The sequence below is a fragment of the Sphingomonas sp. 1F27F7B genome (assembly GCF_005503355.1).
GTDB lineage: Bacteria > Pseudomonadota > Alphaproteobacteria > Sphingomonadales > Sphingomonadaceae > Sphingomonas.
Map to the genome: position 1 here is coordinate 131776 of NZ_SCMK01000004.1, position 25223 is coordinate 156998.

Below are 25223 nucleotides of genomic sequence, written 5' to 3' on the forward strand. Positions count from 1 at the left end.
AATGCCGATGATTCGCCGATAGGGTGGCGCACGACGCGATTTACGGGAATGGGAGGGCCGTGGAGGGCCGCATCGATCTGGCGCATGAAGCAGAGTTCCGGCTGGGCGCGCTCGAAGTGCGCCCGGCGCTCCGCCAGCTCGTTCGCGACGACGGCGTGGAGGAAATACTCGAGCCGCGCGTGATGCAGGTACTCGTCGCGCTCGCCGGGGCGAGCGGGGCGATCCTGAGCCGCGACGATCTGACCCGCACTTGCTGGGAAGGGCGCGTCGTGGGCGAGGACGCAATCAATCGGGTCGTCTCGCGCCTGCGCCGCGCCGCCGAGGGGATCGGCCAGGGCAGCTTCCGGATCGAGACGATCACCAAGGTGGGATACCGGCTGGTCCGCGCCGGCGAGAACGCCGCGCCCGTCCCTGCTCCGGGCAGCCCGCTCGCCAAGGCACGGGCCGAAACGCGCCGCCTGCGGCTCGATCGCCGCGCGATGCTCGCCGGCAGCGGGCTGGCAGTAATCACGGTGGGCGGCGCCTTTGCCTGGCGGAACTGGTCGGCGCCCAAGGGGCCGCCCGCCGATGCCGTCCCCCTGATCGAACAGGCCCGGATGGCCGCACGCCAGGGCAATCTGGACGGCAGCAACCAGGCGATCGGCCTGCTTCGCCGCGTCACCGAGCTGCACCCGGACTATGCCGATGGCTGGGGCCTGCTCGCGATGCATTATGCCGGCGCCTCGCAGGCGATGGCGCCGGAGGTGACAGCGCCGATGCGGAGCCGCGCACAGGAAGCGATCGACCGCGCGATACGGCTCGATGCCGGCAATGTCCATGCCCGTTTCGCCCGCGCGATCCTCGAGTACCGCGCCGGCAACTGGCGGCGGGACGAGCAGCTCGCCCGCGAAGTGCTCCGCTCCGATCCGAGCAGCGACATCGCCTGGGGCTGGCTGTGCGGGGTGCTGAACAGTGTCGGGCGCTGCCGCGAGGCGGCCGCGGCATATGATCAGATCCCGAAGAACTACGCGCCCGATCCGGGCCTCGCCTATAGCCGCGTCATCACGTACTGGTCGGCCGACCGGCTCGACGATGCCGACAAGGCCTCCGACGACGCGATCGCGCTGTTCCCTACGCATTTCGCGGTGTGGTTCACGCGCTTCTATTTCCTGATGTACACCGGCCGCCCCGCCGAAGCGCTGGCGATGTCACACAATGTGCAGCAGCGGCCGACCGGCTTTTCCGACGAGAATTTCGCGATGCTCGAACAGGTCGCCCAAGCGCTGCTCACACGCGATCCCCAGGACACACGGCGGGCCATCGCCACTGCGTTCGCCTGGGCGCATCGCGGCGCCGGCTATGCTGAGAACAGCATCCAGTTCTGTGCCGCGCTGGGCGATGTCGATACCGCCTTCCGCATCGCCGATGCCTATTATTTCGCGCGCGGCTTTTCGACCGGCGACATCCGCTTCGAGCGCGATCAGCGCGTCTATACGCGCCAGCAGGACCGCCGCACCCGGCTGCTCTTCTTTCCCTCGACACGGGCGATGCGCGGCGACCCGCGCTTCGCCAGGCTCGTCGACGAGATCGGGCTCGAACACTATTGGCGCGAGACCGGGACGGTGCCGGACTATCGGAGAGCCTAGGCGACCGGCGCCACGCCCAGCCGCGGGATCTCGATCGCCGGGCAGCGGTCCATCACCACCGCCAGCCCCGCCGCCTCGGCACGCGCGGCGGCTTCCGCGTTGATCACGCCCAGCTGCATCCACACCGCCCTGGCACCCGCCGCGATCGCCTCGTCCACGGCCTCGCCGGCGGCCATCGGGCGGCGGAAGATGTCGACCATGTCGATCGGCTCGCCGATCTGGCTCAGCTCGCGGAACACGAACTCGCCGTGCACATGCTCGCCGGTGATCTGCGGGTTCACCGGGATCACGCGATAGCCCTGGCGCTGGAGGAAGGCCATCACGCCATAGCTCGGCCGGTCGGGCCGATCGGATGCGCCGATCATTGCGATGGTGCGCACGCCTTCGAGCAGCGCCTTGATGTCCTCGTCCCGCGTCAGCGGCATCGCCTCATCCTTTCAGCCAGTCGTCCACACGTTCCGCCAATCCGGCAAACAGCTGGGCCGCGGGTCCGTTCCCCGCCGCGGGCGGCTCGCCCGCATCGGAAGCGGCGCGGATCGCCATCTCGAGCGGCACGCGGCCGAGGAACGGGATGCCGAGCCTGGCCGCCGCCGCCTCCGCCCCGCCCGCGCCAAAGGGATCGGAGACTTCGCCGCAATGCGGGCAGGCATAGCCCGACATGTTCTCGATCAGCCCGATCACGGGCACGCCGGCCTTGGCGAACAGGTCGATCGCGCGAGTCGCGTCGATCAGCGCCAGGTCCTGCGGGGTGGAGACGATCACCGCGCCCGCCGGCTTGTGCTTCTGGATCATGGTGAGCTGCACGTCGCCCGTGCCCGGCGGCAGATCGAGCACCAGCAGCTCGGCCTCGCCCCAATCGGCATCGACCAGCTGGCCGAGCGCGCCGCCGGCCATCGGCCCGCGCCAGGCGATCGCCTGCCCCTCGGCCACCAGCCCGCCCATCGAGAGCATCGGCACGCCGAACTTGGTGCGCACCGGCAGCAGCGTCTTCTCGCGCGCCTGGGGCCGCACGCCCTCGACGCCGAGCAGGCGCGGCTGGGAAGGGCCATAGATGTCGGCATCGACCAGCCCCACCTTGCGCCCCCGCGCGTGCAGCGCGATGGCGAGATTGGCCGCGATGGTGGATTTGCCCACTCCGCCCTTGCCGCTCGCCACGGCGATCAGCCGGCGAGTGCGGCGCTCGCTCGTCATCAGCACGCGCACTTCGTCTATCCCCGGCAGACCGCCGGCGGCGGCTCGGACATCGGCTTCCAGCTCCGCCCGCGCGCCCTCCTCCAGCCCGGTCACGTCGAGCACGATGCTGGCGCGCGCGCCTTCGAGACGGGCAGTGGCACGGCCGGCGGCGACGGGGGCGAGCGCGGCTCCAAGAGCTTCATTGTCGGTCATCGGCTGCCAGATAGGCGCACAATCGCCGCGCGCCACTGTAAATCCGCGCGCGCGCCCTTATAAAGGCGCAATGGCAAACCTCATGAGCTGGCTGGGCAAGGCCGGCATCCTGCAGAACGAAGCCCCCAAAAGCCCCTGGGGCTCCGGCGGCAATGGTGGAAATGGCAGCTCGGGCGATGGCAAGGGCGGCTCGGGCGGCGGCTCCGGCGGAGGCCCGCGCAACCCCTGGTCCTTCCCGCCCGAGGGGCGGCGCCCCCGGCCCGGCGGCGGTGGCGGCGGCCCGTTCGAGGATCTGTTCCGCCGTGCGCGGGGCGGCGGCTTTCCCGGCGCGCCGGGCGGCACCCGGCTCTGGACCCTGGTGATCGCCGGCCTGTTGCTGATCTGGGTGATCTTCACCAGCTTCCACACCATCGGCCCGCGCGAGCGCGGCGTGGTCACTACGCTCGGCCGCTACACCGGCACGCTCGGTTCGGGCGTGAAGTTCACCTTGCCGGCCCCCATCCAGCTGGTCGATATCGTCGATGTCGGCAGCGTGCGCACCGAGAAATTCCCCGAGAGCGGCGCGAACCTGATGCTCACCGGCGATCAGAACATCGTCGACCTCGCCTATTCGGTGAACTGGTACATCGCCGATGCGGCCGATTATTCCTTCCAGATCAAGGATCCGAAGGAAACGGTGAAGGATACCGCCGAAAGCGCGATGCGCGCGGTGATCGCCAACACCACCCTGACCGAGGCGATTGGCGAGGGCCAGGCGCGAATCGCCGGCGACGTGCAGGCCGGAATGCAGAAGATCCTCGACGAATATCATGCGGGCATCCGCATCCAGAGCGTGGCGCTCACCCGCGCCGCCGCCCCGGAACAGGTCGACGACGCCTTCAAGGCGGTGCTGGCCGCGCAGCAGGGCGCCCAATCGGCGCGCAACAACGCCAACGGCTATGCCCAGCAGGTGATCGCCGTCGCGCAGGGCGAGGCCGCCGAATTCGACAAGATCTACGAGCAGTACAAGGCCGCGCCCGAAGTCACGCGCCGCCGTCTCTATTACGAGACGATGGAGCAAGTGCTCGCGCGCACCAACAAGACGATCGTCGAGGCGCCGGGCGTCACCCCCTATCTGCCGCTGCCGGGGATCCGCCCCGATGCCGGCAAGGCCCAGCAGGGAGACCAGAAATGACCTGGCTGCGCAGCCCCATCGGCATCGCCGTCGCGCTCATCGTCGCGCTCATCGTGGTGATGAGCAGCGTCGCGATCGTGCCCGAGACCAAGCAGGCGGTGATCCTTCGCCTCGAGCAGCCGCTCGGCAAGCCGGTCAACGCCTACAAGCCCGGCGAGCAGTTCGGCCGCACCGGCGCCGGCCCGATCTTCCGGATCCCGTTCATCGACCGCATCGTCTGGGTCGACAAGCGCGTGCTCTCGGTCGACCTGCCCAACGAGCCGGTGCTTTCCACCGATCAGCTGCGGCTCCAGATCGATGCCTATGCACGATTCCGGGTCACCGATCCGCTCAAGATGGTCGTCACCATCGGCACGGAGGACCGAGTGCGCGAGCAGCTGCAGCCGCTGTTCCGCTCGGCCTTGCGCAGCGAGCTCGGCAAGCGCCCCTCGGCGATCCTGCTCAGCCCCGAGCGCGGCCAGGTGATGGACAATATCCAGAACTCGCTCCAGCAGCTGGCAGCGCAATATGGCGTCTCGATCGTCGACGTGCGCATCAAGCAGACCGAGCTGCCCTCGGGCTCGCCGCTCGACAGCGCGTTCGAGCGGATGAAGACGGCGCGCTATCAGGAAGCGAAGACGATCGAGGCGCAGGGCATGAAGGACGCGCAGATCATCCGCGCCAACGCCGATGCCCAGGCCGCGCAGATCTATGCCCAGGCCTTCAACAAGGACGCCGATTTCTACAATTTCTGGCGGGCGATGCGTTCGTATCGGACGACGTTCCTGAACAACGACCCGGCCAAGGGCGAGACGTCGATCGTCCTGTCGCCGAACAATTCCTATCTGAAGGAATTCATGGGGCAACGATGAGCCTTTCGATCCGTTCATATTCAATCGCCGTTCAGCATTTCGGCGCAAATATTCCGTTCGAACGCTTTTCCTTCGTCTGAGAGGACCGACTCACGTGCGTTACGCTTACGCTCTCACTACCGCCCTCCTGCTGAGCGGCGCCGCCGCGACGATGACGCTCAACCAGCCGGCCGGCGCGCAGACCGCGCAAAACGAGCCGGGCGCGATCCAGGCCGCAGCCCCCAAGGCCGGCGCGCCGATGAGCTTCGCCGACATGGTCGCCAAGCTGCAACCGGCGGTCGTCAACATCTCGACCACCCAGCGGGTGACCATGAACGCCAATCCGTTCGCGGGCACGCCGTTCGAGGCGTTCGGCGGCGGCAACCAGCCGGTGACCCGCCAGGCCGAATCGCTCGGCTCGGGCTTCCTGATCTCGGCCGACGGCTATGTCGTGACCAACAATCACGTGATCTCGGCGGGCGCGCGCGGCGCCACGGTCGAATCGATCACCGTCACCCTGCCCGACAAGCGCGAGTTCAAGGCCAAGCTGATCGGCAACGACGCCCAGTCGGACCTCGCCGTGCTCAAGATCGAAGGCACCAACCTGCCCTTCGTGAAGTTCGGCGATTCGACGAGCGCCCGCGTGGGCGACTGGGTCGTCGCGATCGGCAATCCGTTCGGACTGGGCGGCTCGGTCACCGCCGGCATCGTCTCGGCGCTGCACCGCGTCACCGGCCAGGGCGGCGCCTATGACCGCTTCATCCAGACCGACGCCTCGATCAACCGCGGCAATTCGGGCGGCCCGATGTTCGACCTGAACGGCAACGTGATCGGCATCAACTCGCAGATCCTGTCGCCCACCGGCGGCAATGTCGGCATCGGCTTCGCGATCCCCGCGGAAGAAGCCAAGCCGGTGATCGACACGCTGATGAAGGGCGGCAAGATCGCCCGCGGCTATCTCGGCATCCAGATGCAGGACCTGACCGACGACATCGCCGACGGCCTGGGCGTGCCCAAGGGCCGGGGCACCGTCGTCGCCCGCACCGAGCCGGGCCAGCCGGCGGAGAAGGCCGGTCTCAAGCAGGGCGACGTCATCGTCAAGGTCGACGGCAAGGACGTCACTCCGGACCAGACGCTGTCCTACCTCGTCGCCAATGTGAAGCCGGGCACCCGCGTCCCGCTCGAGCTCTATCGCGACGGCAAGCGCATGACGCTGAGCCTCGTCGTCGGCACCCGTCCGCCCGAGGAACAGCTCGCCCAGTTCGATCCGAACGACGAGAATTCGGGCCCGGGCGGCGGCGATACTGAGACGATGGCCGCGGCCTCGCTCGGCGTGCAGGTGACCCCGCTTACGCCGCAGATCGCCCAGAGCGTCGGCGTCAACCCGAGCACCACCGGCGTGGTGGTGCTCCAGGTGAGCCAGGCGAGCGACGCCGCGGGCAAGGGCCTGCAGCGCGGCGACGTGATCACCACCGTCAACCGCCAGCCGGTGGCCAATGCGGCCGACGTCGCCAAGCAGGTCAGCGCGGCCAAGGCCTCGGGCAAGAACAGCGTCCTGCTCTGGGTCCAGCGCCGCGCGGTCGGCCGCTTCGTCTCGGTCGGCATCAACTAAAACCAGGCCCGTCGGGCTGACGAATGCCCGTTTCTCCTCTATCCCGGACTCCCAAGCAAGGAGTCGACGGATGGCGGGAGAGACGGGCATCTTCATTGGTGCGGGCACCGGCGGCGCGCAGCCACAGTCCCTGGTGCTCAGGCGCGCCAACCGGCACGGGCTGATCGCAGGCGCGACCGGCACCGGCAAGACGGTGACGATCCAGGGCATCATCGAAGGCCTGTCCAACGCCGGCGTCCCCTGTTTCGTGGCGGACGTGAAGGGCGATCTGTCCGGCCTGGCCATGGCCGGCTCGCCCACCGCCAAGACCCACGAGATCTTCAAGGCACGCGCCGCCGAGATCGGCCTCGCCGACTGGACCTATGCCGACACGCCGGTGCAGTTCTGGGACCTGTATGGCGAGCAGGGCCATCCGATCCGCACCACCATCTCGGAAATGGGCCCGCTGCTGCTCGCGCGGCTGATGGACCTGAACGAAGTCCAGGAAGGCGTGCTCACCATTGCCTTCACCGTCGCCGACAAGGACGGGCTGCTCCTGCTCGACCTCGACGACCTGCAGGCCATGCTCGCGCATTGCGCCGAGCGGGCGGACGAGCTCACCGCCACCTATGGCAATGTCTCGAAACAGTCGGTCGGGGCGATCCAGCGCTCGCTGCTCCAGCTGCGCAGCCAGGGCGGCGCGAATTTCTTCGGCGAGCCGGCGCTGTCGATGCAGGATTTCCTCGGGCTGGACGACAAGGGCCGCGGCATCGTCAACATCCTCGCCGCCGACAAGCTGATGGCGAGCCCCAAGCTCTACGCCACGTTCCTGCTCTGGCTGCTCTCCGCCCTGTTCGAATCGCTTCCCGAGGTCGGCGATCCCGACAAGCCCAAGCTCGCTTTCTTCTTCGACGAGGCGCACCTGCTGTTCGACGGCGCCCCCAAGGCGCTGCTCGACAAGATCGAGCAGGTCGTCCGCCTGATCCGCTCCAAGGGCGTCGGCGTCTATTTCATCACCCAGAACCCGATCGACGTGCCCGATACGGTCGCCGGCCAGCTCGGCAACCGCGTCCAGCACGCGCTGCGCGCCTTCACCCCGCGCGACCAGCAGGCGGTGAAGGCGGCGGCCACCACCTTCCGCGCCAATCCCGGAGTCGACGTCACCACCGCGATCACCGAGCTCAAGGTGGGCGAGGCGCTGGTCTCGCTGCTCCAGGAGGACGGCGCGCCGAGCCCGGTCGAGCGCACGCTGATCCGCCCGCCTTCCAGCCGCGTCGGCCCGGTCACGCCGGAGGAGCGCAAGGTGCTGATCGAGACCGATGCGATCGGCGCGAAGTACGACACCGTGGTCGATCGCGAATCGGCGGAGGAACTGCTCGCCGCCAAGTCGGCCGAAGCCGCCGCGGCCGCCGCCGAGGCCAAGGCCAAGGACGAAGCGGAAAAGGCCGCCGCCGCCCAGGCCAAGGAAGATGCGCGCATCGCCAAGGAAGCCGAGCGCCAGCGCCTCGCCGATCAGCGCGACGCCGATCGCCAGGCCCGGCTCGACGCCCAGGCCCAGCGCCAGGCCGAGCGCGAGGCGGCGAACAATCCCTGGAACCGCGCGATCAATTCGGCGACTCGCTCCGCCTCGTCGGCCGCCGGCCGCGCGGTGGCAAACGAAGTCTCCAAGGCGGTATTCGGCAAATCGGGCGGCGCGGGAGCGAGCATCGTCGGCGGACTGGTCCGCGGCGTGCTGGGCGGACTGTTCAAGGGGCGCTAGGCGCGCGCTTCGGATATACGGATGTTCCCCGGCAAAGGCCGGGGAACGGCTAGGCTTCGAACGTCCCGGCCGCTCCCGCCGCCAGAAACTCCCGCCACAGCATCACCAGCACCGCCATCACCGCGGGGCCGATGAACAGTCCGAGCAGGCCCAGCGTCTCCACGCCGCCCAGGATGCCGATCAGCACCCAGAGGAACGGCAGCTGCGTGGCGCCGCCGATCATCGCCGGGCGGATGAAATGATCCGCGACGAAGATGATCGCAGTGCCTATCGCCACCACGGCGATCGCGCCGCCCACCGATCCCTGCAACAGCAGCAGCAGCGCAGCGATCACGAACAGCACCGGCGCGCCGAACGGGATCATCGCCGCGATCGCCGTGGCGCCCCCGAGCAGCAGCGGGTGCGGCACGCCGGCGACCAGATAGACGATCGCCATCAGCGCGCCGACGCCCAGCCCCACCAGCACCAGCCCGTCGATCGTGCCGCGCACCGATCGGATCGCCTGCGATCCCACGCGCTCGCCGGTGGGGCCGAACAGCTTGAGCACCGCCCGCCGCCCCTGCTCGATCAGTGCGTCGCGATCGCGCAGCACGAAGAACAGCGTGAGCAGCGTGAATCCGAAGACCACCGCGCGATGCACAACGCCGACCCCGATCATGCGCGAATGTACCAACCATTCCCCGCCGCTGATCGCGCGGAGCTGGTGCACGGCATCCTCGGGCCGGGCGAGGTGCGTCTGCCACCAGTCGCGCACCGCTCCGCTGCCGACGGGCAGGCGCGCCACCCAGTCGGGTACCGGCACGCCCTGCGCCTGCGCCTGCGCGATCCAGCTCGAAATGTCGTGCGCCTCGCGCAGCGCCTGGGCGACGCCGAGGGCCAGCGGGATCAGCACCACCAGCGCCGCGATCGCCGTGATCAGCAACGGGATCACGATGCGGTGGCTGCCCTTCAGCCAGGCCCGCAGCCTGAGATGGAGCGGATCGACCGCGATGGTGAGCACCACCGCCCAGAGCAGCGCCGCGACGAACCCGTGCGCGATCCAGAGCCCGATGAGAAGCAGCGCGCCGACAAGCACGAGACGGGCGGCACGCTGGGCGGTTTCGGTTCTCGTGTTCATGCGGGGGAGCCTAGCTTCTCGACTTGCGCAATCAACCTCATCCGTCATGCTGAACTTGCCTCAGCATCCAACTCTCCACATGCGATATCCTCTGTGGCGCGTTGGACGCTGAGGCAAGTTCAGCGTGACGATATTGGGCAGTGCGCGCGCGATGTCACGCCAATCCCGCCGCAACCCCTTCCAGCCGCTCAAGGAAGCTCCGCCAGCCGAACCGCGCGCCATTATAGTTGCTATCGTTGCTGAATCCGCTCTGCTCCATCCGCAGCCGCGTGCCGCCCGCGATCGGCTCGAGCGTCAGCGTCACCACCGATTCGAAGCGCGGCATCGCCTCCTCGCCGCCGCCGGTGTTCCAGCTGTAGCTGAGCCGCCGGCCCGGATCGATTTCGCGCACCGTGCAGTCGATCCGCCCGCTCCAACCCGGCGCGCCGGGGCTCTGCAAGGTGAAGCGACACCCTTCCGCCAGGGCGAAATCGTTCGGCATCAGCCATTCGGCGATCAGATGCGGCTGGGTAATCGCGCGCCACAATTTGTCCGGGGCGTGCGGAAAGTCGCGCTCCATCACCAAAGTGCGCGCCTCGGTCACTGATCCATCCTCTTCAGCAGGTCGTCCAGCCTGTCGAAACTGCCGGCCCACAGCACCTCGTGCAGCCGCATCCAGTCGAGCAACGGCGCCAGCCCCCGGGGATTGGCGCGGTAATGCGTCTCGCGTCCCTGCGGCCGGTCGAGCACCAGCCCCGCGCCCTTCAATATCGCAAGATGCTTGGAGACGGCGGGCTGCGAGATGGCGGCACCGTCGGTGAGCGCGCGTACAGTCAATTCCCCTTGCGCCAGCCGCTCGAACAGCGCGCGGCGCGTCGGATCGCCCAACGCGCGGAACAACATGTCGAAAACGGCCGGCTCCATGCATCAATTCATAACCCCGTAGTTATTCAAATCAACCGCCACGCAAAAAAGGCTGTCCTCCCCGACGCGCAGATGCCACGCTCCGTCGATGAACAACGCATTCCGCACCCAACCCGCCGTCCCGGCCGCATCCGCGAGCGCGCCCGCGCACGCACATGCCGTGACCTTCGTGACTTTCCGCGCGGAGATCTGAACCGATGGCCTCCCAATCGTCTCGCCCGATGGCCGAGCTCACGCTGCGCGGGATCGTCCTCGGCGCGCTGATCACCATCCTGTTCACTGCCGCCAACGTCTATGCCGGCCTCAAGGTCGGCCTCACCTTCGCCACGTCGATTCCCGCCGCGGTCGTCTCGATGGCGATCCTCAAGGCGTTCAAGAGCGGCACCATCCTCGAGAACAACATCGTCCAGACGATCGCTTCCGCCGCCGGCACCCTTGCCGCGATCGTGTTCGTGCTGCCGGGATTGATCATGGTCGGCTGGTGGTCGGGCTTTCCCTATTGGACGACGGTGGCGGTGTGCATCACCGGCGGCGTGCTCGGCGTGATGTTCTCGGTGCCGCTGCGGCGCGCGCTCGTCACCGGCACCGACCTGCCCTATCCCGAAGGCGTCGCCGCCGCCGAAGTGCTCAAGGTCGGCTCGGCCTCGGGCGCGGGCGACAAGGAGAATGCCGCGGGACTGCGCACGCTGATCGTCGGCACGATCTTCTCCGGCCTGTTCGCGCTGCTCGCCAAGATGAAGCTGGTCGCCGAGGAAGCGGGCAAGAATTTCGCGGTGGGCAACACTGCCACCGGCTGGTCGACCAGCTGGTCGATGCTGCTGATCGGCGTCGGCCATCTCGTCGGCATCTCGGTCGGCGCCGCCATGTTCTTCGGCATGCTGATCTCCTGGACGGTGCTGGTGCCCTGGTTCGCTTCGGGCGGCGACATCGGCGCCGGGATCGACGCGCTGGTCGGCGGCACCTTCCGCGGCCAGGTGCGCTTCATCGGCGCCGGCACGATCGGCGTGGCGGCGATCTGGTCGCTGCTCAAGATCATCGGCCCGATCATCGCCGGCCTGCGTTCCGCGCTCGCCGCCTCGCGCGCGCGGCAGGGCGGCCAGGCGCTCGACATCACCGAGCGCGACATGCCGATCGGCGTGGTCGCCCTCATCACGCTCGCCACGCTGGTGCCGATCGCCTGGCTGCTGTGGAGCTTCTCGGCCGGCGGCCCGGTCCATGATCATCCGGTCGCGGTGATCGGCGGCTCGCTCGCTTATGTGCTGGTCGTCGGCGTGATGATCGCGGCGATCTGCGGCTATATGGCCGGCCTGATCGGCGCTTCCAACTCGCCGGTCTCGGGCGTCGGCATCCTCGCCGTGCTCGGCGCCTCGCTGCTGCTCGTGCTGGTCTTCGGGCACGAGGCCGATCCGGCGCGCACCAATGCGCTGATCGCCTATGCGCTGTTCACCACCGCGATCATCTTCTCGATCGCGACCATCTCGAACGACAATCTCCAGGATCTGAAGACCGGCCAGCTCGTCGGTGCGACGCCGTGGAAACAGCAGCTGGCGCTGGTGCTGGGCGTGGTGTTCGGCAGCCTGGCGATCCCGCTGGTGCTGGATCTGCTCAAGAACACGCTGGGCTTTGTCGGCATGCCCGGCGCCGGCCCCAACGCGCTCTCGGCACCGCAGGCCGCGCTGATCTCCTCGATCGCCAAGGGCGTGCTCGGCGGCGATATCGACTGGAACCTGATCGGGCTCGGCGCGCTGATCGGCGTCGGCGTGATCGTCCTGGACGAAGTGCTGGGCAAGGCCGGCAGGATGCGCCTGCCCCCGCTCGCCGTCGGCATGGGCATCTATCTGCCGATGGGCCTCACCCTGCTGATCCCGGTCGGCGCGGTGATCGGCCATTTCTACGATCGCTGGGCCAAGCGCCAGGCCAATCCCGAGTTCGCCGAGCGGATGGGCGTGCTGGCGGCGACCGGCCTGATCGTGGGCGAATCGCTGTTCGGCGTCGCCTTTGCCGGCATCCTCGCCTGGGCCAATCGCAACGCGCCGATCCCGCCCAACGACGCGCCGCTGGCAGTGATGGGCGAGAGCTTCGAGAGCGTGGCGACCTGGATCGCGCCGCTGCTGTTCTTCGGGCTGATCGCCATCGCCTATGCGATGACGCGCAGGCTGGTACGCGGCGCGCCGGCAGGCACCGGTCCGGAAACGCCGGCGGACGACATCGCGAACTATCGCTGAACTCCGGCTGATCCCCGGCCCGCGCCGGGGATCAGCTCATCTGGGCGAGCAGCGAGCTGATCGGGACGAAGGCGAAGGCGACCGAGCTGTCCGCGACGCCATAGGGGATGAACAGCTTGTCGCCATGCTTGATGGCGCCGCAAGTATAGACGACGTTCGGGACATAGCCTTCGCGGTCCTGGTCCGCCGCGGCGAGCAGCGGCTCGGGCGAACGGGCCAGCACCTTGGACGGGTCGTTCTTGTCGAGCAGCGCCGCGCCGATCGAATATTTGCGCATCGCGCCGACGCCGTGGGTGAGGATCAGCCAGCCCTGGTCGAGTTCGATCGGCGGGCCGCAATTGCCCATCTGGACGAGTTCCCAGGGAAATTTCGGCTTGATCAGCAGCTCGCCGCCTTCCCAGCGGGTGATGTCGTCGGACGCATGGAGGAAGATGTTCTCGCCGTCCTGGCGGCCGAGCATCATGTAGCGGCCGTTCACGGTGCGCGGGAACAGCGCCATGCCCTTGTTGCGGCTGGCGCTTCCCGACATCGGCACCAGGTCGAAGCTCCGCCAGTCGCGGGTGCGCAGCAGCTCGGACTGGATCACCGAGCCGTTATAGGCGGTGTAGGTGCCGATCCACTCCTCCCTCCCGTCCTCATGGCGGAAATGGGTGATGCGCAGATCCTCCAGGCCGTTCGACTGGGCCTTGGTGATCGGGAAGATCACTGTGCCGGAAAGCGTCGAATCCCGGTGCCGATACACCGTCACCGGCCCCTCCGGCACATGCGCCTCGTCTTCCTCGCGCGCATCCGCGGCAGTGGCGAAGGGCGGTTCCGGCGCGAGCGTCAGGTCGTTCCCGTCGGTGATGATGCCCTCGCGAAAGGCGACCGACGAGATATGCCCCTCGCCCACAGCCCGCAGGCTCATCAGGATGCGCAGCGACCCTGGCGGCATGCCGGTCTGGTCGTAATGCGGCACGGCGCTGGGGTTCATCAGCGCGGCGGCGGCATAGCTGTATTCGTGGCAGAAATAGGCGCCGATCAGCTGGCGCTTCTCGTCGCCGATCTGGCTGCCGTCCAGCCCCAGCATCCCCTCGATCTCGTCATAGCGAGTCATGAACACGCGGCGCGTCTGCCAGTGACGCGCCTCGAAATCCTTGAGCACGATCTCCAACTGGCTGCGCGCCTCGCCGGGCGACATCGCCAGCACTTCGCTTACCAGCCGCTCGGTGCGGCTCGGCGCCGATCCGTTCGATGCCCAGGCAATGTGGAAGGGCCGCACCACGACGCGCGAAGGATCCGCACGCAGGCGCAGCGCATGATTGAAAAGTTCGAGCATTCGGCTCCCAGCCATTGTCCCCGCACCGGCGCCCAGGCGGAAGCTAGGCGACGGCGGCTCGCACCGGTGTTGCCACGTTTCCGGTTGCCTTTGAAAGAGCCGAAATCGCGCAATTGGCGAGCTGGAGCGCCAAAATGGACTCGGCGCCCTGATTGCGGTTGAGCCCGTGCGGCATCAGCCCGTCGAAGCAGCCGCCGTCCTGCGCGGTGGCGAGCGGCAGGTCGAGGTCGTTGCCGCCGAGATACCAGCGATAGGCGCGCATCGCCTCGTCCACCCAGCGCCGCTCTCCCGTCGCCTCGTGCGCGGCGACGCAGGCCTCCACCGTCGCCTGTGCCTCGAGCGGCTGCTGGTCGAACTGGAGCGGCGGGGCATAGGCGCGGCCGAAGCTCTCGGTGCCGACGGCGCGGAAGCGGCCCTCGGGCGAAGTCTGGCGGGTGACGATCCATTGGAGCGTCTCGATCCCGACCCCGGTGAAATCGCGCCGGCCGAGCGCCATGCCGGCGCGCAGCAGCGCTTCGGGCAGGCGGGCATTGTCATAGGCCAGCACGATCTCGAACCATTGCCATTCGGGGCGACGATTGCGGCCGAGCAGCGCGATCAGCTCCTCGCCGAAGCGCGTGAGGATCTCGCGGCCCAGCGCATGGCCCGGATGCGCGCCCAGCATCGCGGCGGCGCCCAGCATCGCGAAGGCGCGCGCCCGCGGGCTGCCCAGTTCCAGCGCGATCGAAGCAGTGGCGTCGAACAGCGCCGCGGCCCAGTCGCGATGCTTCTGCGCCTTCGCATCGCGCGCCGTCACTCCCAATGCCCAGAGCGCGCGGCCGTTCGAATCCTCGGAGCCGACATCCTCGCACCAGGTCCGGTCGAAATTCATGAAGTTGCGGAAGCGGCGCAGCTCCTGGTTCCAGGCATATTGGACGAAGGCGGCATAGACGCTCGTCCATTTGTCGCGCAGGGCATCGTCGATCTCCTCGATCCTGCTCATCAGGATCAGCGCGCGGGCATTGTCGTCGATGCAATAGCCGTGGCGGCGATCGGGCACCGAATAGATCGAGTGCTGGAGCATGCCGGTCGCATCGCTCATCCGCTCCACCGCGGCGATATCGGGCCGGAGCGGCACGAGCGCCTTGGCCGGGCGGGCGAAGCGGCGCGGCCTGGCGGCGACGATGGCCGCCAGCGCCTCGACCGCCGTCTCGGCGAGGCGCGGCCACAACATGGTGCGGCCGCGGGCATAGGCGCGCTCGGCCAGCGCGGTGCGGGCACTCTTGTCGGCGAGCAGGCGCGCGATCTCCCGGGCAAAGGCGCCGCTGTCGTGGAAAGGCACCAGCACGCCGTGATCGTCCGCCAGTATCTCGGTCGCATGGACATAGGGCGTGGAAACCACCGGCTTGCCCACCGCCACTGCATAGGAAAGCGTACCCGAGGTGATCTGCGCGGGATTGGGATAGGGGGTCGCATAGACGTCCGCCGCCTGGAGATAGTCGAGCAGTTCGTCCTGCTCGACGAACCCGTCGACAAACGCGACGTGCCCGGCCACGCCGCGCTCTGTCGCCAGCGCCTTCAGCCGGTCGCGATAGGCCTCGCCCTCATGCGCGACGAGATTGGGATGCGTGGCGCCCAGGATCACGTAGAGCGCGTCGGGCCGCGCCGCGGCGATCGCGGGCATCGCCTCGATCATCGTCTCGATGCCCTTGCTCGGCGCGAGCAGGCCGAAGGTGAGGATCACTTCGCGCCCCTGCCAGCCGAAGCGCGGCTTGAAATCCTCGGGATCGGCAAGCGGCCGATCGGGCACACCGTGCGGAATCATCGCGATCTTCCGGTCATCGGCACCGTGCACGCGGCCAAGAATCTCGCGGCCCCTTTCGGCCATCACGATCACGCGTGAGGCGCGGCGCAGCAGCGCCTCCATCACGCGGCGCTCATCGGGATTGGGCGTTTCGAGCACGGTATGCAGCGTCGCGATCACGGGAATCGAGAGCCGGTCGATCAGCGCGATCAGATGCTCGCCGGCCGGACCGCCATAGATGCCATATTCGTGCTGCACCCAGAGCGCCTGCGCGCCGGACGCCTCGATCGCCCGGGCGGCATCGAGATAGCCGCCGCGATCGTGCTGCGGTATCGCGCGGGTGACCGCGTCGGGATAGTCATAGCGGCCGGGATGATCGTCCATCGCATAGACGTCGACGCGAAGCCCGGGAAAACGCTGCTTGAGCGCGGCATAAGTGTCGGTGGTGTAGGTGGCGATGCCGCATTTGCGCGGCAGGAAGTTGCCGATCAGCGCGATGTGCTGGATGTTCGGGGCTCGCATGCGCCGATCTTTCCTTTCGCTGCCGCAAACTCAATTGCGCGTCGCCCCCGCGCTCACCCTTCCAAACCAACTGTTTTCAATAAGGTTTCATCATGTTGCAGTGCAACACAATACGACCGCCCGGTCGCCCTGTAAATCTCCTGTAAATCGGGCGTTCAGCCGCGGCCGCGATAGCCGGGCACGCCCTGGTCGGGTATCCAGACACCTTCCGGCGGTGCACCGGACTGCCAGAACACGTCGATCGGTATGCCGCCGCGCGGATACCAATAGCCGCCGATCCTGAGCCATTCCGGCTGCATCTCGTCGAACAGCCGCTGGCCGATGCCGACGGTGCAGTCCTCGTGAAAGGCGCCATGGTTGCGGAAAGATCCGAGGAACAGCTTGAGCGACTTGGATTCGACGATCGTATCGCCCGGCACATAGTCGATCACCAGATGCGCGAAATCGGGCTGGCCGGTGATCGGGCAGAGCGAAGTGAACTCGGGTGCCGCGAAGCGGATGAGATAGCGCGTGCCCCGCCGCGGATTGGGCACATAGTCGAGCTCGGCCTCTTCCGGCGTGGCGGGGAGAGTCGAGGTTTTTCCGAGATGCTTGGCGTCCATCCCGGCCATGTAGGCGTTTGCGGAGCGCTTTGCATCCTTCTAGGACGCTTATCCATGGACGGGCTCGTTACGACCGAATGGCTGGCCGGCGCCAATGGCGTGCTGGTGCTCGATGCAACCTATAGCTCGACGATCCCCGGATCGCCGCCGCGCGATCCCCGCGCCGAGTTCGAGGCCGGGCACATCGCCGGTGCGCGCTTCCTCGATCTCGACACGCTGGTGGACGAGAGCAGCCCGCTCCCCTCGACCGTGCCGACCGTCGCCAGGATCGCGGAGCGGCTGCGCACGCTGGGAGCGGATACCGAGACGCAGATCATCCTCTACGACAATGGCCCGCATCATACCTCGTGCCGCGCCTGGTGGGTGCTGCGGCTCGCCGGGGTCGACGTGGCCCTGCTCGACGGCGGCCTCGCCAAATGGAAGGCGGAAGGCCGCCCCGTGGAAACCGGCCCGCATCAGGCCGAGCCCGGCAATTTCGAGCCCCGGGCGCCCAGGGCCCGGCTGCGCACGCTCGACCAGATGAAGGCCGAGACCGGGCAGATCGCCGATGCCCGCTCGGCCGCGCGCTTCACCGGCGCGGAAGCCGATCCACGCGCCGAAGTCGCCGCCGGCCACATCCCCGGATCGCGGAACGTCCCCTATCCGAAATTCTTCAACGCCGACGGCACCTGGAAGGCGCCCGACCATATCCGCGCGGTGTTCGAGGAACATGGCGTCGACCTGGCCCGGCCGCTGGTCACCACCTGCGGCTCGGGCATCACCGCCGCGATCCTGGCGTTCGGCGCACACCTGCTCGACAACGAGGCCGCGCTCTACGACGGCAGCTGGACCGAATGGGGTAGCCGTCCGGAGACGGCCAAGGCATTGGGCCCGGCATGAGCGAGAAACAGGACAAGACCAAGGTCGTCACCGCCGGCCGGCGCAAGGAATGGACCCAGGGCATCGTCAACCCGCCGGTATGGCGCGCGTCGACGATCCTCTACGACGATGTCGCGCATCTGCGCGCCGCCGGGGCCCGGGATACCCATCACCGCCTGTTCTACGGCCGCCGCGGCACCCCGACCCAATGGTCGCTCGCCGACGCGCTGACCGAACTCGAGCCAGGCGCCGAGGCGACCTTGCTCTATCCCTCGGGCGTCGCCGCGATCGCCTCGACCCTGCTCGCCCTGCTCTCGCCGGGCGACCATCTGCTGGTGCCGGACAGCGCCTATGACCCGACGCGGAGCCTGGCCAACGGGCTGCTTGCGCGCATGGGCGTGGAGACGAGCTATTATGATCCGCTGATCGGCGCGGGCATCGCGGCGCTCTGCCGGCCCAATACCAGGGTCGTCTTACTCGAAAGCCCGGGCAGCCTGACCTTCGAGGTGCAGGACGTGCCGGCGATCGTCGCGGTGGCCCGGGAGCGCGGCATCGCGACGGTGCTCGACAACACCTGGGCGACGCCGCTGCTTTTCCCGGTGATCGCGCTCGGGATCGACTATTCGATCCTCGCCGCGACCAAATATGTCGTCGGCCATTCCGACGTGATGCTGGGCTCGGTCACCGCCGCCCAGGGCAAATTTGCCGCGCTGCGCGACGCCACCTATCAGCTCGGCCAGACGGCCAGTCCCGACGACGCCTGGCTGGGCGCGCGCGGCCTGCGCACCATGGCGATCCGGCTGGAACAGCATGGCCGCGCCGCGCTGCGGATCGCCGAATGGCTCAGGACTCGCCCCGAAGTGGCACGCGTGCTTCACCCCGCCCTGCCCGATTGCCCGGGACACGCGATCTTCCAGCGCGATTTCAAGGGCGCCTCGGGCCTGTTCTCCTTCGTCCTCGCCGGCGGCGGCGAGAAGGAGCGCGCCGCGCTGATCGATGGCCTGGAGCATTTCGGCATCGGCTATAGCTGGGGCGGCTATGAGAGCCTCGCCTTGCCGGTCGATCCGCAGCGCTTCCGCACCGCGACCGAGTGGAAGGCCGAGGGGCCGGTCGTCCGCCTCCAGATCGGGCTCGAGGATCCGGACGACCTGATCACCGATCTCGAGCAGGGGCTCGCGCGCTTCGCCAGGCTGCGCGGATGATGCAGCGGTTCGGCGACTGGCTGGCGGGACACGACCTTCCCTCGCCGCCCGAACTGTCCGAAGCGGGCATCGCCGCCGCGCTCGCCATCGTCGCCCTGGCGCTCGGCTGGCTCGCCGGCCGCAGGATCGGCGCGCGTATCGCCGAATATTGGTCGCGCGATGCCGAGCACGGTCCGCTGTTCAGCGGGCGCATCTGCGACGTGATCCGCCACGGCGTGGCCACGCTGCTGCTCGGCATCATCCTCTCCGCCTGGCTCTGGCATCCACTTGCGGCGCTGGGCCTCGGCTTCGCGACCGGCGCCGCCGCTGCGATGTTCACCGTCGCGGTACTGCGCGGGCTCAACCTGCCGCGCTGGATCGCGTGGAGCGTGGCCGCCATCGCCTTCGCCGCGATCCTGAGCCATGCCATTGGCGGCTTCGCCGCGACACAGGACACGCTCGACCGGGTCGGCGTGCAGATCGGCCAGCGGCGGCTCACCTTGCTCTCGCTGCTCAGCATCGGCGTCACCGTGCTGCTGCTCTTCGCCGGCGTGCGCCTGTTCAACCGAATGCTGACCCGGTGGATCGGCGGTGCGCGCGGCTTCGACCCCACGCAGAAGCTGCTCTTCCAGAAGCTGGCCGCGATCGCCGCGGTGATCGTCGCCTTCTTCGTCGGCATCGACCTGCTCGAGATCGACCTGACTGCGTTCACCGTCTTCTCGGGCGCGTTCGGCCTCGCGATCGGCTTCGGCCTCCAGAAAACGATCGGCAACCTGATCGCCGGGATCATCCTGCTGATGGATCGCTCGATCAAGCCGGGCGACGTGATCGTCGTGGGCGACAGCTTCGGCTGGGTGAACAAGATCGGCGTGCGTGCGGTCAGCGTCGTCACCCGCGACGGCAAGGAGCATCTGATCCCGAACGAGATATTGATGACGCAGGAAGTGGAGAACTGGTCGTACACCGATCGCAACGTCCGCGTCCGCATCCCGGTGACCGTCGCCTATGACTGCGACCTCAAGCTCGCCCAGGCGCTGATGCTGCGCGCCGCGAAGGAGAGCCCGCGCGCACTCGACGAACCGCCCACCAATGTGCGCCTCGCGGCGTTCGGCGAAAGCGGCGTGGAGCACGAGATCCTCACCTGGATCAGCGATCCCGAGAGCGGCGTCGGCAATGTGAAGAGCGACGTGCTCAACCGGCTCTGGGTCATGTTCAAGGAACACGACATCGCGCTGGCCCTGCCGCAGCGCGAAGTGCGGATCACGCGGGACGAGACCAGGCGAGGCTAGGCCATTGCCCTTTGCGGGGCCCAATCCCTATCTGGACATCGTGCCCGCCTCTTCCGTGACCGCCCGTATCGCCGATGGAGTCAGCTCGATCCTGCCGGGCGACTGGGATGCGTGCGCGGGAACGCGCAATCCGTTCGTCGGCCACGCCTTTCTCTCGATCCTCGAACGCTCGGGATCGGTGAGCCCACGCGCCGGCTGGCAATCGCTGCCGATCGTGATCGAGGACGCGCAGGGCATCCCCGCGGCGATCGCCCCGGCCTATGCCAAGAGCCACAGCCAGGGCGAATATGTGTTCGACCATGCCTGGGCCGATGCCTGGGAGCAGGCGGGCGGGCAATATTACCCCAAGCTCCAGGTCGCCGTGCCCTTCACCCCCGTGCCCGGTCCCCGGCTGCTGCTGCGCGACGGCGCGCTGGCGCCCGGACTGATCGCGGGGATCGAAGCGGTGACCGACCAGAACCGGCTTTCCTCGGCGCACGTCACCTTCCTCGACGACGCCCAGCTGCCCTTGTTCGAGGCGGCCGGCTGGCTGATTCGCGCCGGCACCCAGTTCCATTGGGCCAATGAAGGCTATCGGAGCTTCGACGAGTTCCTGGGCGCTCTTGCCAGCCGCAAGCGCAAGGCGATCCGCAAGGAGCGCGCGGCGGCAGTGGCGGGCCTGACCATCCGGCACCTGTCCGGCGCCGAGATCACCGAGGCGCATTGGGACGCCTTCTGGGCCTTCTACCAGGACACCGGCAGCCGCAAATGGGGCCGCCCCTATCTCACCCGCGACTTCTTCTCGCTGCTCGGCGGCGAGATGGCGGACCAGGTGCTGCTGATCTTCGCCGAACGCGACGGGAAGCCGATCGCCGGCGCCCTCAACCTGATCGGCGCCGATGCGCTCTACGGTCGCTATTGGGGCGCGATCGAGGACGTCCCCTTCCTCCATTTCGAGCTCTGCTATTATCAGGCGATCGACGCCGCCATCGCCCGCGGCCTGGGTCGTGTGGAAGCGGGGGCGCAGGGCGAGCACAAGCTCGCGCGCGGCTATGCGCCGGTCACTACCTGGTCGGCCCATTATCTTCCCGATCCGGGCTTTCGCCGTGCCGTCGCCGACTATCTCGAGCGCGAGCGCGAAGCGGTGGCGCAGGAGCAGGAATGTCTCGGCGAGCTGACTCCCTTCCGCCGCGGGGCCTAGGCGCGACCGACATCACCCCAGGGCTTGGCACGGTGGCGGCGCGCGAAAGATTCGCACCCGGCGCGGGGCACGGAAGTTTAGACTAGGGAGCCCCGTCTTCCCCTGCCGCGCGGGTCCGCGCCATGGGTACAATCGATGGGGAAGCGAGAACCACGTCGCATCCACCAGCATGGAGCAGGCGAAGTCCTGCATTGCAAGCGCCCGCCGCTCCGCCAGGGAGCATGGCGCGGGCGCGAGCCGGTCCGGCCCTAGTGCCGCGCCCTGCCCTTGTGCTTGGCGCCCTTGTGCGCCGCAGTCGGCGAAGGCGAGGGACTCGGCGTCGGTACCGGCGATTCGAGCGGCTCCGGCACCGGGCTCGCTTCGGGATCGGGGAGGCTGCTGCCGCCCTCATGCCCTTCGCGCAGGATGATGTCGCGCTCCCAGCGCGGCACCGGCAACTCGCCCGGCTCGATCACCGGGGCAGGCACCGAATGGTCGATCTTGAACAGCGCGCTCGACCCGTCGCGCCACAGCGGGATCAGCCCCTGCTCGAAGCGCGGGTTATAGGCCGGCGTCTCGATCATCCAGACATAGTCGAACGCATCGCGCGGGAAGCGCGCCAGCGCCCAGGCCACCGGGCGCCAATATTCGCGCGGGCATTGCACGTCGGTGACGATCTGCGACGGATCGTGCGCGAAGCGCTTGGCGTCGGCATAGCGCACGGTCAGCAGCTGCCCGCCAGCCATCGACCATTGGTCGTTGGTGTAGGCGAGCTTGCGTTCGAGCGCGAGCGCAGGGACGTGCTGAAGGCGCGTCTGCTTCCACTCGTAACGGCAGGTCTCGCCGACGAAGCTGATCAGCCGGGCGCCCTGGGGCAGATGCTCGAGCGCCTTGAGCTCGCGGTCATAGGTGCCGCTGTAGAGCAGGAAGCTCCAGGTGGTCGCGGCGATGCGCACGCAGAAGAAGCTCATGCCGAGCACCGCCACGGTAGCCGCGCCGCGGATCGAGAGGCCGGGCTTGGGCCGGATCGCGAGAATGCCGATCGCCAGCAGGAACGGCACCAGCCGCATGTCGGCATAGGCCGATCCGAACACGACGCGCGGCAGGAAGACATAGACCAGCGTCAGGAAGATGCCCGACAGCGCCAGGTTGCGCGAATATTGGATGTTCGGATCGCGCACCGCCTTGAACAGCAGCAGGAACAGCACGCCCACCGAGGCCAGGTCGAACAACTGCCAGCGATCGCGGAACACCTGGGTGATCCACAGCATCTTCGCACGCCAGTTGAACATGTCGAAGGTCTGGCCGGTGACGTGCCCGCCCGAGCGCCACAGCACCATCAGCAGCGCGGGCGGCGCCAGCACGATGCACTGGAGGCCGGCATGGAACCAGGGCAGGATCCAGCCGCCGACCAGGTCCTTGTACCACGGCACGTGCGGATTGCGGCGAAGGTCGTGCTGGCGGATCAGCTCGGCCGAAAAGGCGAGGATGCCGAGCAGGCCCCAGCCATAGGTGTGGCAGATCCAGATCAGCACCGAGATCGGCAGGAACACCATCGAGCGGAAGACGAGCTTGCCCAGCCGCGCCAGCCGCAGCCACCAGCCAAAGGCGAGCAGCGCGAACGCCATCGACAGCGCGAAGTTGACGAAGCCGAAATGGAAGGGGAAGGCATAGGCGAGCGGCAGCGCGAACAGCGCGGTCGCCGGGATGCGGCCATGCACTTCGCGGGCGATCCACAGCATGCCCGCGACGGTCATCGCCGGAATCGCCATGACGATCAGCTTCACCGCCAGCTCGAGCCCGAAGACGTGATGGAGCGGGATGACCAGCAGGTCGACGCCCAGATTGCCCATCAGGCTCCAGCGGAAGTCGTACCAATCCTTCAGGAAGGGATATTGGTCATAGGTGAACTGGACGCGGTAGCGCCCCATATGGCCGGGCAGATCGACCAGCGGCGGGATCTGCGGCCAGAGCAGCGGAATGATGGCTATGAAGGTGCAGAGCGCCACGAACCATCGTGTCTGCCACCATTGCAACGCGTCGCCCCTGTCCATCCGGCGGCTTCTAGGGGAGCAGGGGCCCTTGCCGCAAGCGCTCAGCGCATTCGGCGTATGCGATAGAATTCGAGCGGAGTGCCGGCGAGCGGGATCGGCTCGAGCCAATCGGGCCGCCGGCCGGCGCGCAGCTGGGCCGCGAGGCTGGCGGGAAAGTTGGTCGCGACCTGGATCTCGTCGAAATCGCCGGGGCAGAACAGGACATAGTCGGCGCGCCAGGCCTGCGCGATCGCACGCGATTCCTCCGGCTTGCCCAGGAAGAAGCGATACATCGCCATGTTGCCGCGATCGTTGCGGTGATAGCCGGCGCCGATCGTCGCATGATGCGTCGCGCCGATCACATAGGCGGCGACATTGGTGCCCGCCATGATCACTCCCGGCTTCACGCGATCCACCTGCCGCCACGCATCGCCGGCCGAGCACAGCACCTGCACCTTGGGCGGGTTGACGCCCTTGGCCGGCTCGCCCGCGCCGCGCGGCTGCAACCGCATCTCGAGCTGGTCGGCAATCGTCACATAGACCATGCCGGCGCCGGCGAGCCATGCGGCGACCACCAGCGGCAGGCGCCAGCGCACCCGGGTCCGGGCCAGCGGCACCAGCACCGCGAGCATCGGCGCCGCCAGCGGCGCGCCGATATAGACGCCGCGCACCTGCGCCAGCGTCACCAGCCCCGATGCGAGCACCACCGCCGCATCGGGCAGCAGCACCGCCCAGCGCCGACGCTCGCGCACCAGCATCCAGATCGTCACGATACAGGCCATGCCGAGCATCCCGCCGATCGAGACGATCTTGGCGAGCCGCGGCTGCTGGAGCACGCCGTTCGCCTCGTCGATATAGGGCAGGAACGCTTCGCGCAGGAACGGATCCATCACGCCGTAGGGGCCGTTGATGCAGCTGGGAAAGGCAATCAGCGTGCCCCCGATCGCCGCGCCGCCGAGCAGCGCCCCCACACCTATTCGCAGGCGCCAGTCGCGCAGCCGGGGCGTCAGCACCGCCAGCGCGCCCATCGCCGCGGCCACGGCCAGCATCGCGGTCGAGGAGGCAGGCGTGAAGGCATCGCAGAGCGAAGCGGTCCAGTAAGTCGGCCGCAGGAAGGCAAGGAAGAACAGAGTCGTGCCGCCCAGTGCCGCCGCGAAGCCGGCAAGGCGCGCGCGCTCGTCCATGCCGCGACACACCCAGAAAAGCGCGAGCACCGAGAGCAGGGCGACGACCTGGGGACCCGTTTCCAGCCCGACGATCAGGCTGAGCGCCGTGAGCAGCCCGGCGGCGGCGCCCGCCCGGGCATTGGGCGCGCGCATCAGCGCCAGCACCAGCAGCTGGATCAGCACAACCTGAAGCGCGTGATGATCGATCCGGCCGGGGATGAAGACCGTGGTGCCGGGATAGGCGAGCGCGGTGAGCACCGCGGCAACCGGCCCCGCTTCGGCACCCCAGAGGCGCCTGCCGATTCGAGCGGAGAGGAAGATCGCGCAGGCGAAGAGCAGCCCGGGATAGAGCAGCACCGCCGCCATCTCGGCATGGGCGCGACCCAATAGCGGCGTGAGCCCGAGGATGATCGCGGCGATGCCGAAATCGTTGATCCGCGACCAGTGCATCGGCGAGCCGAGCGGCGGCGCCATGCGATATTGGGTCCAGTCGTTGATCCCCTGCCCGGCCAGCCAGTCGCGGACCTGGGCAAGGCGCATCATGTCATCGGGATCGGGCAGCAGCATGCGGCTCAGCCGCGGCCAGTCGGTGATCGACCAGCCGATGGTGAGCACCAGCGCCAGCGCGACGGCGACCGCCAGGTCGAGCCGGATCGCGCCGCGCCGGGCTTCCGCTTCTCCCGGCGGCGAAATGGTCATCGG

20 protein-coding genes are annotated in these 25223 nt (G+C 68.3%); 10 read left to right on the plus strand and 10 right to left on the minus strand.

Annotation, left to right across the window (positions count from 1 at the left end):
* The first annotated feature begins 59 nt into the window (after window positions 1-59).
* Entirely contained in the window at window positions 60-1625 is a 1566-nt protein-coding gene (locus FFS08_RS05280) for a winged helix-turn-helix domain-containing protein (RefSeq protein WP_137862599.1), read from the plus strand.
* On the opposite strand, the gene FFS08_RS05285 is transcribed toward FFS08_RS05280, so the two are convergent.
* Both FFS08_RS05285 and FFS08_RS05290 read right to left on the minus strand, forming a co-directional pair.
* Window positions 1622-2050: a CoA-binding protein gene (locus FFS08_RS05285; protein ID WP_137862598.1), complete on the minus strand. Its 429-nt coding sequence runs from the start codon at window positions 2048-2050 to the stop codon at window positions 1622-1624. The genes FFS08_RS05280 and FFS08_RS05285 overlap by 4 nt on opposite strands.
* Window positions 2051-2054: 4 nt before the next feature.
* A complete protein-coding gene (locus FFS08_RS05290) occupies window positions 2055-3011 on the minus strand; it encodes a P-loop NTPase (protein WP_137862597.1) in 957 nt (318 codons plus the stop codon).
* A gap of 70 nt (window positions 3012-3081) precedes the next feature.
* Between FFS08_RS05290 and hflK the strand changes: the two genes are divergently transcribed.
* The 4 genes from hflK (at window position 3082) to FFS08_RS05310 (ending at window position 8365) form a co-directional block, all read left to right on the plus strand.
* Window positions 3082-4185, plus strand: coding sequence for a protease modulator HflK (hflK, locus tag FFS08_RS05295; protein WP_249341076.1), 1104 nt, complete (start codon window positions 3082-3084; stop codon window positions 4183-4185).
* A complete protein-coding gene (gene hflC / locus FFS08_RS05300; protein WP_137862596.1) occupies window positions 4182-5036 on the plus strand; it encodes a protease modulator HflC in 855 nt (284 codons plus the stop codon). Before hflK ends, hflC begins: the two co-directional genes overlap by 4 nt.
* A 94-nt stretch (window positions 5037-5130) precedes the next feature.
* Window positions 5131-6627 (plus strand): DegQ family serine endoprotease, encoded by a 1497-nt coding sequence (locus FFS08_RS05305; RefSeq protein WP_137862595.1) that lies wholly within the window; start codon window positions 5131-5133, stop codon window positions 6625-6627.
* Between the two features lie 70 nt (window positions 6628-6697).
* Entirely contained in the window at window positions 6698-8365 is a 1668-nt protein-coding gene (locus FFS08_RS05310; protein WP_137862594.1) for a helicase HerA-like domain-containing protein, read from the plus strand.
* Window positions 8366-8414: 49 nt separating this feature from the next.
* Here FFS08_RS05310 and FFS08_RS05315 read toward each other — a convergent pair whose 3' ends face one another.
* The 3 genes from FFS08_RS05315 to FFS08_RS05325 form a co-directional block, all read right to left on the minus strand.
* Complete coding sequence (locus FFS08_RS05315) at window positions 8415-9482, minus strand: AI-2E family transporter (RefSeq protein WP_137862593.1); 1068 nt, start codon at window positions 9480-9482, stop codon at window positions 8415-8417.
* 154 nt (window positions 9483-9636) lie between these two features.
* Window positions 9637-10065 carry an SRPBCC family protein gene (locus FFS08_RS05320; protein WP_212741961.1) on the minus strand — a complete coding sequence of 143 codons (429 nt, stop codon included), beginning with the start codon at window positions 10063-10065 and terminating at the stop codon, window positions 9637-9639.
* Window positions 10062-10385: an ArsR/SmtB family transcription factor gene (locus FFS08_RS05325; RefSeq protein WP_137862592.1), complete on the minus strand. Its 324-nt coding sequence runs from the start codon at window positions 10383-10385 to the stop codon at window positions 10062-10064. The genes FFS08_RS05320 and FFS08_RS05325 overlap by 4 nt, the downstream gene beginning before the upstream one ends.
* Before the next feature lie 197 nt (window positions 10386-10582).
* On the opposite strand from FFS08_RS05325, the gene FFS08_RS05330 reads away from it, so the two are divergent.
* Window positions 10583-12610 (plus strand): OPT family oligopeptide transporter, encoded by a 2028-nt coding sequence (locus tag FFS08_RS05330; RefSeq protein ID WP_137862591.1) that lies wholly within the window; start codon window positions 10583-10585, stop codon window positions 12608-12610.
* Window positions 12611-12641: 31 nt separating this feature from the next.
* Here FFS08_RS05330 and FFS08_RS05335 read toward each other — a convergent pair whose 3' ends face one another.
* The 3 genes from FFS08_RS05335 to queF all read right to left on the minus strand — a co-directional run bounded on the left by FFS08_RS05335 (window position 12642) and on the right by queF (window position 16835).
* The gene (locus FFS08_RS05335) at window positions 12642-13928 is read right to left on the minus strand and encodes a glycoside hydrolase family 130 protein (RefSeq protein WP_137862590.1); all 1287 of its coding nucleotides are present in this window, start codon (window positions 13926-13928) and stop codon (window positions 12642-12644) included.
* 43 nt (window positions 13929-13971) lie between these two features.
* Window positions 13972-16233: a glycosyltransferase family 4 protein gene (locus tag FFS08_RS05340; RefSeq protein ID WP_137862589.1), complete on the minus strand. Its 2262-nt coding sequence runs from the start codon at window positions 16231-16233 to the stop codon at window positions 13972-13974.
* 155 nt (window positions 16234-16388) lie between these two features.
* A complete protein-coding gene (gene queF, locus FFS08_RS05345) occupies window positions 16389-16835 on the minus strand; it encodes a preQ(1) synthase (protein WP_137862754.1) in 447 nt (148 codons plus the stop codon).
* Between the two features lie 54 nt (window positions 16836-16889).
* Here queF and FFS08_RS05350 point away from each other — a divergent pair, with 54 nt between their 5' ends.
* The 4 genes from FFS08_RS05350 to FFS08_RS05365 are packed head-to-tail and all read left to right on the plus strand — an operon-like array spanning window position 16890 to window position 21343.
* A complete protein-coding gene (locus tag FFS08_RS05350) occupies window positions 16890-17714 on the plus strand; it encodes a sulfurtransferase (RefSeq protein WP_137862588.1) in 825 nt (274 codons plus the stop codon).
* Window positions 17711-18895, plus strand: coding sequence for a cystathionine beta-lyase (metC, locus tag FFS08_RS05355; protein ID WP_137862587.1), 1185 nt, complete (start codon window positions 17711-17713; stop codon window positions 18893-18895). Before FFS08_RS05350 ends, metC begins: the two co-directional genes overlap by 4 nt.
* Window positions 18892-20163, plus strand: a complete 1272-nt coding sequence (locus tag FFS08_RS05360) for a mechanosensitive ion channel family protein (RefSeq protein ID WP_249341075.1) — start codon at window positions 18892-18894, stop codon at window positions 20161-20163. The genes metC and FFS08_RS05360 overlap by 4 nt, the downstream gene beginning before the upstream one ends.
* A 40-nt stretch (window positions 20164-20203) precedes the next feature.
* Window positions 20204-21343: a GNAT family N-acetyltransferase gene (locus tag FFS08_RS05365; RefSeq protein WP_137862750.1), complete on the plus strand. Its 1140-nt coding sequence runs from the start codon at window positions 20204-20206 to the stop codon at window positions 21341-21343.
* A gap of 248 nt (window positions 21344-21591) precedes the next feature.
* Here the strand turns inward: FFS08_RS05365 and FFS08_RS05370 are convergent, their stop codons facing one another.
* Complete coding sequence (locus FFS08_RS05370) at window positions 21592-23376, minus strand: hypothetical protein (protein WP_249341074.1); 1785 nt, start codon at window positions 23374-23376, stop codon at window positions 21592-21594.
* Between the two features lie 41 nt (window positions 23377-23417).
* Entirely contained in the window at window positions 23418-25220 is a 1803-nt protein-coding gene (locus FFS08_RS05375; RefSeq protein ID WP_137862586.1) for a hypothetical protein, read from the minus strand.
* Window positions 25221-25223 lie beyond the last annotated feature (3 nt).